Consider the following 16,028-nt stretch of genomic DNA (forward strand, 5'->3'; position numbering starts at 1 on the left):
TTTTTATAATTATAATATTACAGGATTACAGGATTACAGGATTACAGGATTACAGGATTACAGGATTACAGGATTACAGGATTACGTAATTATTTCATTCGCAGGTGATATTATGGCTAAAGTGATTTCATTTTTAAACGGAAAAGGCGGAGTAGGCAAAACAACGTCATCAATTAACATAGCCACAGCTATTGCTAAGCAAGGTTATAATGTTGTGGTTGTTGATACAGATCCGCAAATGAGCATAGGTAATTGGTTTGAAGAAGATAAATGTTTATTTGATGTAAGAACAGCAAGCAGTGAAAAAGAAGTTTATTTAATAAAGAAAGACTTAAAAAAATATGACTATATAGTGATTGATGGTGTGGCTACTATTTCTGCTATTTCATCAGCATCAGTGATGGTCAGTGATCTTGTTATCATTCCTGTGACACCGTCACCACTTGATTTTTCTGTTAGCACGGCAATTTTGGCAGTAATAGAGGCGCGTAATGATTTACAGCCAATAGAAGCTAGATTTTTAATTACAAAAAAAATAAACACGACAAAAATGCTACAAGTTTTAAAAGATTCAATTGTAGAAACCGGTGTAGAGATGTTAAAAACAGGTATAACTCAGCGACAATCCTATGTTAGAACTATGCTTGATGGGGGAACTGTATATGATACAACAGATGGTCAAGCAAAAGGAGAAATTGATAATATTACTAGGGAAATCATGGAGATACTAAATGATTAATTCAAAAAAGACATTAATGAAACTTGGGCAACATACACAGTTAAATAATGCGCTATCTGCTATTCATTCGCCTAAAACAATAACTAAAAAATTACAGATGAATATTCCTGAAGATCTACATAAAAAATTCAAACTTGCTTGTTTGAATCAAGATGTTGATATGACTGAAGTTGTTATTGAATTAGTAAAAGTTTGGTTAAGTAAAAATAACCATGAAATGAATAAGTAATTTTTATGTTTTAATAGCGTTGTTTATTGATGAGTATAGCTAATGAATAAGAAAACAAGTGGCTTGATTGTTGATTAGTTTTCTTCAAAATGCTAAATTCTTTTCTGTGGTGAGTCACAGCCGAAAATGTGATGGGGTGGGCGAATTTAGCCCAAAAGAAAACCCCGAAATCTTCCTAAAGTTTGGCGACTGGAGAAGAATATCGGGGTATACATTTAAATTCCATATAGAACTGTTGCTCTATATGGGGAGTATAAAGACATGAATAAAGAATTTCAAGTCCTGATTAAGCACTCCTTTTTGTGTAACATAAGATTTGGTTTAAGTGAGTGAGTTAACATTTACTAAAACTAAAATTCATCGGCATTTTGTTCCTAAATTCATAGGAACCCTACCTAAATTAGTACCAGTTAAACGCTTTGCTAAAGCGTTAGAAAGCCATAACTGGAATAGAAATCCACATATATACAAGTTACGAATAGCTCGTAATCAACGTGTATCTGTCCGATCAGAACGTCGTGAAACCTACAATGAATTAGCATTAGCAATGATAGCTAATGCCAATTACAGTGTTAGTCATGATTCTATTTTTGAAGTAATGTGCTCAACAGAACATTTAGCTAAACTATGTAGCCAGATGTATAAATATGAGTCTGGTAGAAAAAGCTATGATCCTATACTTAAAGCAATAAAAGATTGGGAAAAAGCGGGATTAATTATTGTAAGCAGAGATAAAGATAGTGAGTCAAAGCAATATAAAGCTCAACGAATCTGGATAAAACCTGAGTTTTTCAATGGATTAGGTTTCTCAATTCAAGAATTAAGACAGATTGTTTTATCTTTTAAACGCTGGATGGAAAAAAAAGGTCTGCGTGACAACTATGATGATATCTATGCTAAGCATGTGCTAAGGCTGGCAAAATTAAATGTTGCGTCACTTGACAATAAATATTCATTAAAAAAACTTTTAACTAGAATAAAGCGTCTCGTGATCGGCAATGATGAGTCATTGCAACATGAAAAAAAACATTTAGAAACTGCGATTAAACATAAAAAAGCTTTAGTTGAAAGTGTTAAAAATGAAGAACAACCATCAAGAAAAGCATGGCAAACATATCAAAAATGGAAAAATGAGCAACCATTTGCAGTAGTATATGAATTTGAGAATCGCATTAAACGTGAGTTTCCCAATTTAGCTGGTGAACAGCTCTTTATTACATATATAAAGAACTTACCTAAAGTAGTATAAATCGTGTCTTTCAATCATTACCGCCTTGAATGGCGGTATTTGTGTTTCTTTTTTTAATAATGCGTTCATTAAATGAACAATTACGTTAAGTATTTAATGGTCATTAGACATTTTTTTCACTAAATATTTAAGGTTTTATTAAACATGTACTTTGAACGTTTGTTTTATAGCCGATTAATTTCGTTATTTCTAATTAAATTCGACCTTTATTTCTGAACTAAACGTCCTTTTATAAATAAAAGGAGATAAGGCGTTGCTATCTCACGCCTTACTCTCTAAAAGAGAAAATTAATGACTTCGCTTACAAGCGGTTTTACCGCTGTCGCTCAGATAAGTTGTTTCAATAATTGCAATATTGCACCACTAAGACGGGAAACCCGTCTAAGTCGCTGATACAGATATTCTACGAGCTAACGCTCTTGAATATCTCACAGCGTTAAAGGTGCAAAAAAACATTATCAATGCATTACGTTCTATGGCTCAGCAGGGAAGGGGGGGGGGCAGTGCGCTCTAAATTGCTCTCAGTCGCATTTTTCTATCATGGCTTGCGCCATTCATTCAAATGCTCCGCTTCGGGGCGCATAAGCACTCCTAGGCGTTTTTAGCTACATTTCGCCCCTTATTTTGGTGATTACGTCATTTTTCAGGTAGCTCAATAATCCGTTTTTATTCCTGGTTAATTTTACTTAATATATTGATTTTTAATAAATTATTATTTAGTAATAAATAAAAAAGCTTGATAAGTACCCCATAAGGTACTATAATGATTTTATTGAGAGCGGAACGGTTCCCTTTCTTCCAAAGCCCTCACAGGGCAGGAGCATAAAATGAATATTCAAGAAGCATTAAATATTTTTGGTTTATCTGGTCAATTAACAGAGCAAGATATTAAAAAGGCTTACAAAAAAGCCGCTTTAAAATATCACCCAGATCGTAATCCTTTAGGCATAGAACTCATGAAAGCCATAAATACAGCTTTTGATTTTTTAATGAATAACTTAGAAAACATCAATAAATTTCAAAGTAAGGATAAAAGTACCCATTACAATTTTACCGAAGAACTTGAAGAGGTTTTATTAACATTGTCTAGTTTAGCGGGGATTGTTTATGAAGTTATCGGTAATTGGATATGGATCAGCGGAAAAACTAAAGAACACAAAGACACACTAAAAGAAATTGGTTGTAAATGGGCAACGAAAAAGAAACAGTGGTTTTATCGCCCAGAAGAATATAAAAGCCGTAGAAATCGTAAAGAACATAGTATTGATGAAATTCGTGCAATGTATGGAACGAAAGGACAAAGGACAGCAACAGGCTTGCAGAGAGTAGAAAATAGAGCATAACAGGCAGTGGGGGAAACCCCACTATTTCATTATAGGATATATAGAAATGAAAAATTTTAACGAACGTTACCAATCTATTTTTGACATTGTTTGTCGTTGCTTAGGTGATAACTGGCGCATTAATTTGCTTAATAATGATAACTATCGAATTAAAATAACATCTAATCTATTTATGGAATTTTCAATCCATATTAGGGAAGAAAAAAATCGTTTTTCAATTATGGGTAGTTATGACTCACGCATTCATCGAGGAAAAATTTATAGCTGTACGGTTTCAAAAGATCGAAATCCAATACACATCGCAAATGATATTAAACGAAAAATTATTGCATTTGCTCAAAATGAGATCCGCGAAGCGAAAGAACGTAAAGAAAAAGAAAAAGAAAAAAAGGAACAAGAGCTAATTGTCAAAAATATGTTATCTCGCTTGTTTACGATACATAGCAATTGGCAAAATGGAGTAATAGGCTCGTTTAAGTCTGACAATGGTTTAAATGGGGTGATCAGAGAGACATCAAGCGGGTATAAAATTGAAATAGATAAGTTATCCGTTGATAATCTGATTAAACTAGCAGGTATGATCACAACGTTAGAAAGGGAGGAATATTAATTATGAATGTTTTCAGTCTTTGAGAGAATTAAACGATTGGATTAAATATTTGAAACAGTTATATGTTTTGATATTGAGTGGTATCGCGTTTGGTTCTATACAAATGATGTTTTGTTTTGGATAAAAACTTATGATTAAACTCAGTAAAGGCAGTAAAAATTACTATCTGACCCGTGAAAACGGGCAATTGGTTTTTTCTAAAAATATTAAAGTTAGAAATAAAAATGATGTTAAAGATGGAAATAAAACCGCAAAAAAACAAGTGTACAAAATCATTATTGGGATTGATTTGCTTCCCGATGAAGCAGACAACCTTATATTAAAAAATATGTTGCAACAATGGAAAAACGAATATGAATGAATTAAAACGACTTAGAGATAAGTTAGGGTTATCAAATAGCGAGCTTGCTGAACTTATGGGGTTATCAGAGCAAACAATAAAAAATAGAATAGCATCTGATTTTAATAAAAAAACAGCAAGTAAATTAGAAATTGAATTTTTAAAACTATTAGCAAATGAACACGAAAAATTTACAATTATAGATAAATAAATCTTGATAAGTACCCTATAAGGTACTATAATGATTTTATTGAAAGCGGAATAGTTCTCTTTCTTCCTAAGCCCTCACAGGGTAGGAGTATTTTAAATGCCAAGTAGTGAAGATGTTTATATTTACAATAATCATACTGCACCTAGATTAAAGGTTCTAACATGGATAAAAGAAAATTCTAATATTAAATATTTAGGAGATATTAATAGTTTAATGAAATTTTCAGATTTAAAGACGGATTTGTCTGGTTATAAAATAGTTGAAATTTTTGAATACAACGGATTTTACACATATCACATTTCAAAAAATGGCGAGTTAGATCAAGTTGTCGAATTTGACAGTGATGCAAATGTGACGAAAACATCATTTAAGAAAAATACAAAGGAGGAACACGAAGCAATAGAATTTATTAGGCGAGTAAGAAAAATGCTTATTTGTTCGGTAATTTAATGATTGAGTCTAAGGGGGGGCAACCCCTTAGACTCTGACACAAAAAAACTTACAAAGGATTTTATTATGTCTGAGAAAATGATAGCAGTAGCTAAAGAGTTTGCAAAGGGAAAAAAATGTACATTTCCTATAATGACTATCAAACAGCTAGATTTCTTTTTAAAAGAGGTTAGAACAGAAAGGAATAAATTAGCTAATCATTAATAAAAAAAAGGGGCTATATAGCCCCTTTTTTATTGAAAAAATAACTATTTTTTATTTTTAGGGTTTGACCCAGAAAATAAAAATCATGTTACCCACCGATTTTTTTGTGGGTTAGGTTCGCTATTTGCTACAACCTCCCCATACGCGACAAACAAGCCAGCTTTTAAGGGCTGGCTTGTTTTGCTCAAAAAAATCCGTGGATAACATGAAAACAATTCGAATTTACTTATGATGTTATACTCTCAATTTTTAGATCAGTTAATCTCTATTCTTTTTATAATACCGTCTTTTATATCATTATAATGTGAAAAAATTTTTGAAGCATAATTATAGCGATTTTTTATAATATGATCTTTATTTCTCATACCTGCATTATACATGCCTACGGAAATCCATTTTCTTCCATACATATCAAAATTTCTTTTTAATAGCATACTACCAACAAAAATATTCAAACATGGTTCATTTAATAATCTTTCTTTAGTTAACGTTGGGTATTCTTTTTTTATACTATTTAATGTTTTAGTATTAATTTGCATGATACCAACATCTAAGGAGCCATCATAATTTTTATTAATTGCATTAACCTTAAACCGAGATTCTTGCCATGCGATAGCTCTTAAGTAATCAGGATCAATTCTGTAATAATGACCTGCATTATCAAAACAATCACCTTTAGCTGTTAAACTGAAAGAAAAAAAAATACAGAAAAAAATCATATATCTTATTAAGAGATTAGGCATACATTCGCCCTCGTGATAAATAAAAACTTATATAGATTAAAGAGTATTTTACGGAAAATGCAAGAATAATTGAGGATACTAAATTTAAAATATACACACCATACGCAAAATTGTTTTTGTTAGGCAAATATATGATAAATAAGCTTTTTATGTTTAAATGTTATCGTTTTGTTAATGAAATAAAGAATCATAAAAGAATCATTATTGAATCTATTTAGAGTCTAAACTTAATTATTTGATATATAATGAAATTGATTTTTTGATGCTATTATAAGCTAATTATATTATTGATTTAAAAGGTATTTTCATGAAGATTCTTTTTTGATTCATTTTAGATTCAAAAAAGAATCAATGATATTTTCTGTTTTTATTCTAATTTTCTGATATTTTTATGTAAATAAAAGTAAGTTTCATAAGGATTAAAAATGAGTGATGATGATTATGATGTTTGTACATACAATGTTCCTGAAAACAAAGGGAGAGTTTCTTTAAAAATCCCAAATCGAGTTTACAAAATTATAGAAGAAGTGATCAGTTATAGAATTGATAATAAAGAAGATGATTTACCAATTAATCGTTCAGCAGTTGCTATTGAAATGATGACTATTGGTGCTCAGGTTTTGAAAAAAAGCTTAAAGAATGATGGTAAAATAGAGAAAGCATACTCAAAAGAGTTTGAAACAGTTGTAACATTGTTATTAGGAATTGATTATTTCTCAAGAATTAATGCATCTGATGTGAAAAAAGAGGACTACCTTAAAAGTGACAGTCCTCTACTTAATGAATTAAGAACAGCTTTTGAAGCTAGAGCTAAAGAAATTCTTGAGTAATAAAATTATTCTTTAGATTACTTCTTCTCCATTCCAAAATTTGACAACAAAGAATGCAATCTTTGTTGTCTATTGGTTCCTCTGATATGCGATAGAAATTATAGAATAAACAGAAATATTCAGTTTTTTTTATTTCATTTTTTGGGGCAATGCCACAGATAATTAAATTATTTTCATCTAAAGCTAAACTAAAGGTATGAATGATTTTTTTAACATTTTCAACTGCTATTTTCTTTTTTATATTAGGAATATTGTTTTTAAGATCATCAATACTATTGTAAAAAGGCAAAAGCGCATACATTTGAGTAAATATTTGACCTTGACCTGTTGATAGCCATTCTGGATTCACTCCCAATCCAATAGCGATTTGATAAGAATAGAAAGATTTTTTAACGTTGTTAGCTACAATATGACTAATAGATTGTGCTGACACACCCGTTAAAGCGGAGACATCCACCTGTCTTATCCCCAATTCATCCATCACATATCTTAAACGCTCGCTGACGGTTTCCATTAAATTCCTACGTAAAAAATACAAAAATCTAATATTCACACTGTTTTCAATCTTTTTTAATACCTTAACTAATACTTTTTTGTTTATGTGATTTAGTGGTAATTTTTTATCAAATGGCTTGTTTACTTTTTCGTAAACATAAGTAAAATTACTGTTGTTTTATAAATTCAAAGCAATTTGTGTTATTGAAAACTAAATTTTTAAAAATATAGGAACTTGTTTCATGAAATCTCTTACTTTAAAAAATTTTTTTAGAAAAAATCCTTTAAGAAAAGAGGGAATAACTAATTTATCTTTATTTATATTAGGCTTAGCTATTCTTTTCTTCCCTAGTTTAAATGTTTATGCTGAGGATATTTTTAAGGCAGGTAGAACAGAAATATCAGATACATTCGGTAAAAACTCTACGGTCATTTTTATTTTATATCTCTTTGAAATTATTGTTGCTATTTACATTTATACTAAAAGCAAAAACTTAGGTGTTTTTGCTGGTATAGCAATAATTATGGTATTCGTTAATGTTGCATTTGGTGTTGTACCTAAATAAATTTGGCTACTAGCCTAAGTAGGCGTTATGGATGGAAAGAAAATTCGGTACATCTTTCCATCAACGCTTTCAAATGAAAAGCGTTGGTTTGGATTACCGACAGACGAATTTTGTATTTATTTACCTTTAATTTTAGCTACTATTTTTTCAAATCCTTTAATTTACGCTCCGATTCTAGCGATGTTTTTTTTCTTAATTAGGAGATTAAAAAAAGGAAAGGGAAGTAGTTACCTTTTAAATTTAATGTATTGGTTTTTACCAAAAATAGTTATGGATTTTTTTATCAGAGCATTACCAGCTTCATATCTTAGATTTTGGGTATAGAAAATGAATATAAACATAAAAAAATCGTATGAAAGAACGTTGTCTATAACAATTATTATTTTATTTCTTATGACTGCACTTTCAACGGGGTTGAGCTATAAACTTTATTCTGATAATCAAAGTTTAATAAATCATATTGTAAATAATAAACAAATTATTTTTATGCCAATGGTGAATAGTAATGAAGAGTTTTCATTTCAAGGAGAAAGGGGGGATGCTCGTTATTTACGTCTCATGGCTATGAGTTTTTTATCATTACGTTTAGATGTCACATCTCAAACAGTAGAACAAAGTCATGAAATTTTATCTGCTTATCTAGGCAATAATCTGAGAGAAAAACTTTTACCAATTTTGTCTCAAGAAAAACAAAGGTTAAAAACTAGTAATGGAAGTTCTGTTTTTTATTTAGGAGAAATAAAAGTTAGCCCATCAAATGGAGTTATAGATATTAAGGGGAAATTAAATTATAGCTACGGTATCAATTCTATTGATCCTATTGATAAACATTATCTACTTCGTATCGAAACTCGAAACGGACGATTAGAACTTACTGATTTCGTGGAAAAGTAAAATGAAAACAATTAATAACAGTGTAATAGCAATACCTTTGCTATTTTTATCAACATCTGTTTTAGCAGGTTCATTTTCTATTGATCCGATGCAAAAAATAGCTACATCAGTTAGTACAAGTGAACCCAATGTTATTGCTGTACATAATGATAAAATTACATCAATGACTGCGAATTCAGGAGCTATATTAAGTAGTAATAAAACTATTGATGGAAAAGTAGTATTTACAACATCAGCAAAAAAAAATTTTGATGTTGTTATTGAAACAGAAACCGGATTTACATTTACAGTCACATATCAACCCACTATAAATTCAAGTTCACCTACCATTATTTTTAATAAAATGGCAAAAGGTAGCGATGAAGCTATTACTTATGAAGAGGACAGTCAAAGTTACTCTAATTTAATTACTAAATCCTTAACAATGATTGTAAACAATAAAGTTCCTACTGGCTTTATCGAAACAAGAAATACGAATATTTCGCTACCTAAAGGTATTACAGAGCATTTAGATGTAAAAGGGATAAATAGTTGGAATGGATTTAATATCACAATACAGAAAGTATCTGTAAAGAATAAATCATTAAACACTATTGAATTAAATGAACGCTACCTATGGTTTAAAAATGTAATGGCCATTAGCTTTGTACCTAATGCTTTGCACTTACCACCTAACTATACGGTAGATGCATATATAGTAATTCGAGGTGAAAATTAATGGCCAATCTAAATTCAATTATACTTAATAATCAGCGTAAATTATTGATATTAATACTTATTATCATCCTTATCTTTGTTTCTGTTGTTTTTTTCCTTAATAGCAATAATGATGAGATACCCTCAGAAAATATATTTGTTGAAGATGAGTTATCACTAGAGCCAGATCTAACGGGTTCTATTACTAATACTTTTGATAATAAAGTTGATTCACAACTTCTTACCGATTCTCAGACAATGGCTAGAGATAATCAAAAAAAAGTTGATGAAATGACACGTTCTTATCAAGAGGTTAAAGAACAGTTACAGCAGAGAAATAGTGAGTATGAAGATCTAGTAAATAGATTAGAAGAGTTAGAAAAAAACAAAGGGATAACTAATACAAATAATGTTAATCCTGATAATTCTGATCCTGTTCCTGTTTTGGATAACACATCAACAATTGAGAGAATTGGCGGTAATAGCCAAAAATATTATGGAAATTCTCAACCTACTAGACAGTTGTCTTATTCGGCTTCTCAACCAATAACTGGATCATTAGAAACTAAAACATTTACGTATAAGCAGAAAGAATCTGCAAGCTCTAAATTTTATGTACCGTCAGGCTCCTTTTCAAATGCAATTATTTTAGAGGGTGCTGATGCAAATGCATCGGTTACAGCTAAAGAAACAGATACTACACCTATGCAATTTAAACTTACTGGTTTATTGCACATGCCTTCAAATAACAAAAGAGGGGATTTAGAGAATTGTTTCGTCACTGGTGCTGTATACGGTGATATTTCAAGTGAGAGGGGGGTTGTTAGAACACAACGCTTATCATGCATTATTAATGACAAGCACATTGATATGGCCGTTAAAGGGCATGTTGTGTTTTATGGAAAAAATGGCATTAAAGGTGTGCCGGTTATGCGGAACGGTCAGGTTTTAGGTTTGGCATTTACATCTGGTGCATTAAGTGGTTTGGGAAGTGCCATTTCTGAAATTGGTTCAACATCGGTAGGTATTGGAGCTGAACATCAAGTAACAGCAGGAGAAGTAGCAAGACAAGGAGCCGGTAAAGGTGTTCAAACTGCGACAAATAAATTGGCAGATTACTATATATCTCTAGCTGAACAGTATCATCCTATCATTCCAATTGGCTCTGCAAACAGAGTTGAAATTGTATTTCAAGAAGGATTTTGGGCTGAGTTTTTAGAAGATTTGGAACGTGAAAAAAATCAGCCTTTAGAAAATGATGAAATGCAAAAAAATAATGAATATTCAAATATTAATAACTCTGATTTACCTCCTGAGTTAGTAGATCAGTTAGGTCAAATTCGTGGTGGTCATTTAGATGAGTTTGTTACTCCTAATAAAGGAAAATAAATTATGAAAAAATTATGTATATCATTATTACCTTTCATTATTTCAGGCTGTGCTGGTATGAATAGTGATTTTGAATTTAGTAAACCAGCGAAAGACTCTGGTTATTGGATGCAACAAGCTGATGAAATGGTAGGTTATAACACTAGTAATAATCAAGAATCTAATTTCACAAAAAATAAATTAGAATTAGCAAAATATAAACTAATAAATTTAGATAAAATAATTTTACCAATTAAATTTGTTAATAATAAAGATAATGCTTCATTAAATCCAGCTGATATAAATACTAATATTTTGGGTTTCAATAAAATTATTGAACCAGAGGTTATATGTACTAAAAATCGTTGTTATCAAGAAGCCTCAGAGCCAAAAATAACTAATAATAAAATTCAGAGAGTCTGGTTGGCACCTTATGTATCTCCTGATAACAGTGTTCATGTGGGTGAAATAGTATATTTCTTTAGTGAACATTCTAATTGGTATGGGATGGAGTAATTAAAATGAAGTTTGATAGTTTAAATATAATAAAGCTAATATCTGATTTATTAGGTGAAAAAGATACAAGTAATGAAACGAATAATTTTTTAAAAGGGCTTGATTACCCTAATATATGTGATCTATTACCTATTGTCGGTTATGATAATAATTCTGAATTATTTTATAATCAGAATTCTTTAGGTTTTATTATTGAAGCTCAGCCATTAATTGGCGCTAATGAGTTAATTGTTGAAGGTTTAGATCGGATTTTTCAAAATAACATACCAAGAGATCAGCCAATTCAAGTATTAATGTTATCTAGTCAGGCTGTAAAAGAAAAAATTGAGTATGGATTAAAAGATTTCAGTTGGCAGGGATATAAATCAGAAGAATGTAATAACTTAACAAAATCATTTTATTTTGATGGTGCAAAAAATCAATTTAATAATAAAGCTGATCACTCGTTATCATTACGAGACTATCGTCTTTTCTTTATCTATGCATTACCGACTAAAAAAGTTAATGAAATTAGCTTGATGAAAGTTAAAGAAATTAGACGATCATTATTAAGCTCTTTAAATAGCAATAATATTTATTGTAATACAATGAATATTAACAAATTTTGCTCATTAATGAGAGAGATAATTAATTTTGAATATGGTCGGTTATCTGAATATTCAGATGAGTATCAAGATGATCAATACTTAAAAAAACAAGTTGTTGATCCTACCACTAGATATCTTATAAAACATAGTTATATTGAGATATCGACAGAAAATAGAAGCGGTGAATCTAAAAAAACTCGTTCAGTTTCAATGCATTTAGATTCAAATCCAGCTGAGCATTACTTGTGGCAAAATGGGAATATTATTGCTGATTTAATGAATCCTGATCGAGGTATTTCTTACCCGTTCATATTAACAATGACTATTTCAACAGATGAACAAACGAAAAGCGCAGGGGAAGCGAATGGTAAATATTGGGATTTATCTAAAAAAGCTAACTCATCATTTGCTAAATTTATTCCGTCAACTGTAAAAGAATTTGAAGAATGGACAAAATTAAGAACCAGTTTACAAACTGGTAATACAGCAATCAGCCAATATCACGTCGGCATTAGATTTTTTTGTCCAGATAACGATGATTTAATGTCGAGAGAAACTGAAAAAGTAAAGAAAGCATTTGAAAGCCAAGGTCTTAAGTTAGTTAGAAGCGACTTTATGCAACTGAGAGGTTTTTTTTCTACGGTGCCATTTGCTATCAATGATAATCCTAAATTGTGGAAAGATTTTATAACAACAGGATCTGTTCTAAGGTCTGAAACATTTCAAGCTGTTAATTTATTGCCCATTATTGGGGATAACAAGTTAAGTCGTTCTGGAATATTGTTACCGAGTTACCGTAATCAACTTGCATTCTTAGATATTTTTGATGAAAACCTACCTAATACTAATTTTAATTGGTTTGAATCAGGTACATCTGGTGCAGGAAAATCTGTCGTGTCTCAAGCTATTGGGCGTCAAGTATTAGATCGAAACGGGATATTATCAATTTTTGATATTGGTGATTCATACAAGGCATTTTGCCATAGTATGGGAGGAACATATATTAATGGTGAAACATTACGTTTTAACCCTTTTGCTAATATAGACGATATATCTTTAAATGCTGAGAGAATTAGAGATCAATTAAGTATTTTAGCTAGTCCAAACGGCTTACTCGATGAAGTACATGAATCACTAATTTTAGAATCTATCACAGAGCAATTTCCTACTTATCAGCAAGGGATGAGAATTGATCATGTAGTTTCATATCTTCAAAATCATAGAGGAAAAATTCAAGATCAAAAAGCAACAAAAATTACAGACAGAATTGATGAGATTGTTTATTTATTAAAAAAATACACCACAAAAGGTATCTATGGTGATTTCTTTAATTCTGATGAGCCTACTTTAAAAGATGAGAATCAATTTGTTGTTACTGAGCTAGGTGCATTACGCTCTAACGCTGATTTGTTAATGGCTGTTTTATTTACATTAATGATTTGGTCAGAAAATATGATGTATCGAACAGCTCGTAACCTTAGAAAAATGAATATCATAGATGAAGGATGGAAATTGCTAAGTGGTTCTAATCCTAAAATTCGTATGTTTATCGAGGAGGGTTATCGTACCGCAAGACGCCATAATGGATCATTTGGAACTGTAACTCAATCTATTAATGATAAAAACTTAAGTACAGCCTCATTAGCTGCCTATGATAATAGTAGCTTTAAATTTACCTTAATGCAGGATTCTAAGTCATTTCAAGCATTCAAAACAAAAGAGCCAGATATTTTTTCTGAGTTTGAATTTGAATTAGTAAAAAAATTCCCGCCAGCAAAATCCGTTGGTTATAGCTCATTATTAGTGAATGTTGGTGAATATAGTAGTTTTCATAGATTATTATTAGATCCAATTACTAATGCATTATTTTCATCCAAAGGTGAAGACTTTACATATAGAGAAAAAAGATTGAAGGAAGGAGCTGATATTAAAGATATTCTTTTTGAAATGGCAAGAAGAGATAATAAAAAATTCGTAGACTATTTAGAGAGTAATCATTATGAATAAACTAGAAAGAATTTTTTTAGGTATTATTTTGATAATATCAGTTATTAGTTCTTCCCTATCTGTTTATGGATATTTAAATACACCTAAAATAGTGACATTTGATTTTAAAAGTACAACTGATACTTTTTTAGAACAAGTTAGAAAGTTAAATTTATCAGAAGAACAACAACAAATTATTATAAAAAAATATGAATCTAATATTAATGAAGTGATTAAAGAAAATTATACTGATAAGAATATAACTGTTTTTGTTCAAGGCGCTGTGATTGGTAAGGTTGATGATGAAACAAGAAATATAAAGGCTTTATTATCTGAAAAAATGAAGAGAAATAATAATGAATAAAAAATTATTAAATATATTTTTACTCTTTATTTTATCAACCAATATTTCAGCTCAGGAACTTGGTGTGATAGGTAATGTTTGGAAAATAAAAGAAAGAAATCTCATTGAAGTCATGAAAGAGAGGCTTTCACAAAAATTTAATAACCAAACAGAAGAAGAAATTCAAAAAGAACTACAACAGCAGGTAGAAGAGAAAGCATTAAGACCTGATCCAGTAGTGGGAATTATTAAAGCTAAAGAAACGAGAATACGTTACTTTGATCCTTCTTTTACATTAACTAAAGACATTAGTGACAATAATGGTGTTGTTTTTGCTAGAAAAGGACAGGTTATCAATCCTTTTGATATTACAAATTTCACTCAAACATTAATCTTTATTGATGCTGATGATATGGAACAAATTAATTGGGTTAGAAGTTTTCAACCAAAAACTTTACGTTCAAAAGTAATTCTAGTAAATGGAAATATTAGAGATACGGAAATTTTACTAGATAAGCAAATATTCTTTGACCAAATGGGAGAGTTAACAGAAAGATTTGATATTAGGAAAGTACCTACAATAATTGAACAAGCAAATGGAGAAAAAAAATTAAAAATAACAGAGGTTGGGCTATGAAAAAACTTTTTTTATTTTTAACTTTAATTATGTTTAGTCAATCAATTAATGCTAAAGCATTAGAATGTGATGGGCGTTGGTTTAATCCAATTACTGATATTTGCTGGAATTGTATGTTTCCTATGAGTATAGGCAATGTAAAAGTGAGTATTGGTAGTTCTGGTTTACCCGATACTCCAAATCCAAGTTCTCCTATTCAATTATGTCCAGCACCGCCACCTTTATTTCAAAGGATAGGTATTGCAATAGGCTTTTGGGAGCCATTTGCAACAGTCGATGTTACTAGAGCACCAACTTGCATGGTTAATATGGGAGGTTTTCAGATCCCAATTACTAAAGTCGGTACTGGTAAAGCAACAAAAACAGCAGGTGATGCAACGGGTACATTTTATCATGTGCATTGGTATAAATACCCGTTAATCGCCTGGTTAAACATCATTGAAAGTGTTGCTTGCATGCAAGGTGGTGAATATGACATTGCGTATTTAACAGAATTAGATCCGATGTGGCAAGATGATGAATTAGCATTATTTACTAACCCAGAAGCGATTGTTTTTGGAAATCCCATTGCTCAATTAGCTTGTTCTGCTGATGCTATTTCGTCTGAGTTCGGTATGCCATTAGATCCTCTTTTCTGGTGTGCTGGCGCTCATGGTTCAATTTATCCATTTAGTGGAAGTATTAATCATGAAAGTAGCGGTTTAAATAGTTCTATTTTAATGGCTGAACGAATGAACTATAAATTACACCGCCAAGGATTGATCATGGATACTGTTGGAGCTAATCGAGCTGTATGTATGGAATATCCTCATCCTATTATTCCCAAAACGCGCTATCGCTATCAAATGGTTAATATGATACCTGATGCACGTCAGTGTCATCCCTATGGTCGCAGTGTTTTACGGTGGCAATTAGGTAAAGAATTGCCAACAACAACTAAAAATTATGGTTACGTAATCTGGAAAAAACGTAATTGTGTCATTTTATAAAAA

At 30.8% G+C, this 16,028-nt stretch carries 22 protein-coding genes; 20 read left to right on the top strand and 2 right to left on the bottom strand.

What is annotated here, in order from left to right; translation table 11 throughout:
• Positions 1–112 precede the first annotated feature (112 nt).
• From ABN236_RS18620 to ABN236_RS18660, 9 genes are all read left to right on the top strand, one after another.
• Positions 113–739: an AAA family ATPase gene (locus ABN236_RS18620; protein WP_349474688.1), complete on the top strand. Its 627-nt coding sequence runs from the start codon at positions 113–115 to the stop codon at positions 737–739.
• Between the two features lie 16 nt (positions 740–755).
• Positions 756–968 (top strand): plasmid partition protein ParG, encoded by a 213-nt coding sequence (locus ABN236_RS18625; RefSeq protein WP_349474644.1) that lies wholly within the window; start codon positions 756–758, stop codon positions 966–968.
• A gap of 325 nt (positions 969–1,293) precedes the next feature.
• Positions 1,294–2,217: a RepA family replication protein gene (locus ABN236_RS18630; protein WP_349474645.1), complete on the top strand. Its 924-nt coding sequence runs from the start codon at positions 1,294–1,296 to the stop codon at positions 2,215–2,217.
• An 827-nt stretch (positions 2,218–3,044) separates the two neighbouring features.
• Complete coding sequence (locus ABN236_RS18635; RefSeq protein WP_349474646.1) at positions 3,045–3,560, top strand: DnaJ domain-containing protein; 516 nt, start codon at positions 3,045–3,047, stop codon at positions 3,558–3,560.
• 46 nt (positions 3,561–3,606) lie between these two features.
• Positions 3,607–4,170 (top strand): hypothetical protein, encoded by a 564-nt coding sequence (locus ABN236_RS18640; RefSeq protein WP_349474647.1) that lies wholly within the window; start codon positions 3,607–3,609, stop codon positions 4,168–4,170.
• Between the two features lie 130 nt (positions 4,171–4,300).
• A complete protein-coding gene (locus ABN236_RS18645) occupies positions 4,301–4,531 on the top strand; it encodes a hypothetical protein (RefSeq protein ID WP_349474649.1) in 231 nt (76 codons plus the stop codon).
• Complete coding sequence (locus tag ABN236_RS18650) at positions 4,524–4,721, top strand: helix-turn-helix domain-containing protein (protein WP_349474651.1); 198 nt, start codon at positions 4,524–4,526, stop codon at positions 4,719–4,721. The genes ABN236_RS18645 and ABN236_RS18650 overlap by 8 nt, the downstream gene beginning before the upstream one ends.
• A gap of 96 nt (positions 4,722–4,817) precedes the next feature.
• The gene (locus tag ABN236_RS18655) at positions 4,818–5,171 is read left to right on the top strand and encodes a hypothetical protein (RefSeq protein ID WP_349474652.1); all 354 of its coding nucleotides are present in this window, start codon (positions 4,818–4,820) and stop codon (positions 5,169–5,171) included.
• A 66-nt stretch (positions 5,172–5,237) separates the two neighbouring features.
• Positions 5,238–5,375 carry a hypothetical protein gene (locus tag ABN236_RS18660; RefSeq protein ID WP_349474653.1) on the top strand — a complete coding sequence of 46 codons (138 nt, stop codon included), beginning with the start codon at positions 5,238–5,240 and terminating at the stop codon, positions 5,373–5,375.
• A 254-nt stretch (positions 5,376–5,629) separates the two neighbouring features.
• Here ABN236_RS18660 and ABN236_RS18665 read toward each other — a convergent pair whose 3' ends face one another.
• Complete coding sequence (locus ABN236_RS18665) at positions 5,630–6,118, bottom strand: lytic transglycosylase domain-containing protein (RefSeq protein WP_349474654.1); 489 nt, start codon at positions 6,116–6,118, stop codon at positions 5,630–5,632.
• Between the two features lie 425 nt (positions 6,119–6,543).
• Between ABN236_RS18665 and ABN236_RS18670 the strand changes: the two genes are divergently transcribed.
• Positions 6,544–6,948: a relaxosome protein TraM gene (locus tag ABN236_RS18670; protein ID WP_349474656.1), complete on the top strand. Its 405-nt coding sequence runs from the start codon at positions 6,544–6,546 to the stop codon at positions 6,946–6,948.
• Here ABN236_RS18670 and ABN236_RS18675 read toward each other — a convergent pair.
• Complete coding sequence (locus tag ABN236_RS18675; protein ID WP_349474657.1) at positions 6,929–7,462, bottom strand: helix-turn-helix domain-containing protein; 534 nt, start codon at positions 7,460–7,462, stop codon at positions 6,929–6,931. The genes ABN236_RS18670 and ABN236_RS18675 overlap by 20 nt on opposite strands.
• A 223-nt stretch (positions 7,463–7,685) precedes the next feature.
• On the opposite strand from ABN236_RS18675, the gene ABN236_RS18680 reads away from it, so the two are divergent.
• From ABN236_RS18680 to traU, 10 genes are read left to right on the top strand one after another with little or no spacing between them, the layout of a single operon-like run.
• Complete coding sequence (locus tag ABN236_RS18680) at positions 7,686–8,009, top strand: type IV conjugative transfer system pilin TraA (protein WP_349474658.1); 324 nt, start codon at positions 7,686–7,688, stop codon at positions 8,007–8,009.
• Between the two features lie 27 nt (positions 8,010–8,036).
• On the top strand, positions 8,037–8,333 hold the full coding sequence (gene traL / locus ABN236_RS18685) for a type IV conjugative transfer system protein TraL (protein WP_349474659.1): 297 nt from the start codon (positions 8,037–8,039) through the stop codon (positions 8,331–8,333).
• A gap of 3 nt (positions 8,334–8,336) precedes the next feature.
• A complete protein-coding gene (locus tag ABN236_RS18690; protein WP_349474660.1) occupies positions 8,337–8,903 on the top strand; it encodes a TraE/TraK family type IV conjugative transfer system protein in 567 nt (188 codons plus the stop codon).
• A gap of 1 nt (position 8,904) precedes the next feature.
• On the top strand, positions 8,905–9,621 hold the full coding sequence (locus ABN236_RS18695) for a TraK domain-containing protein (RefSeq protein WP_349474661.1): 717 nt from the start codon (positions 8,905–8,907) through the stop codon (positions 9,619–9,621).
• Positions 9,621–10,988 carry a TrbI/VirB10 family protein gene (locus ABN236_RS18700; protein WP_349474662.1) on the top strand — a complete coding sequence of 456 codons (1,368 nt, stop codon included), beginning with the start codon at positions 9,621–9,623 and terminating at the stop codon, positions 10,986–10,988. The genes ABN236_RS18695 and ABN236_RS18700 overlap by 1 nt, the downstream gene beginning before the upstream one ends.
• Before the next feature lie 3 nt (positions 10,989–10,991).
• Positions 10,992–11,483 (top strand): type IV conjugative transfer system lipoprotein TraV, encoded by a 492-nt coding sequence (gene traV / locus ABN236_RS18705; RefSeq protein WP_349474663.1) that lies wholly within the window; start codon positions 10,992–10,994, stop codon positions 11,481–11,483.
• A gap of 5 nt (positions 11,484–11,488) precedes the next feature.
• Positions 11,489–14,077, top strand: a complete 2,589-nt coding sequence (gene traC, locus ABN236_RS18710) for a type IV secretion system protein TraC (protein ID WP_349474664.1) — start codon at positions 11,489–11,491, stop codon at positions 14,075–14,077.
• Positions 14,070–14,420, top strand: a complete 351-nt coding sequence (locus tag ABN236_RS18715) for a TrbI F-type domain-containing protein (RefSeq protein ID WP_349474665.1) — start codon at positions 14,070–14,072, stop codon at positions 14,418–14,420. The genes traC and ABN236_RS18715 overlap by 8 nt, the downstream gene beginning before the upstream one ends.
• A complete protein-coding gene (gene traW / locus ABN236_RS18720) occupies positions 14,413–15,036 on the top strand; it encodes a type-F conjugative transfer system protein TraW (protein WP_349474666.1) in 624 nt (207 codons plus the stop codon). Before ABN236_RS18715 ends, traW begins: the two co-directional genes overlap by 8 nt.
• The gene (gene traU / locus ABN236_RS18725; RefSeq protein ID WP_349474667.1) at positions 15,033–16,025 is read left to right on the top strand and encodes a conjugal transfer pilus assembly protein TraU; all 993 of its coding nucleotides are present in this window, start codon (positions 15,033–15,035) and stop codon (positions 16,023–16,025) included. The genes traW and traU overlap by 4 nt, the downstream gene beginning before the upstream one ends.
• Positions 16,026–16,028: the final 3 nt, after the last annotated feature.

This window comes from Proteus sp. fly-1013 (assembly GCF_040140245.1).
Classification (GTDB): domain Bacteria; phylum Pseudomonadota; class Gammaproteobacteria; order Enterobacterales; family Enterobacteriaceae; genus Proteus; species Proteus mirabilis_B.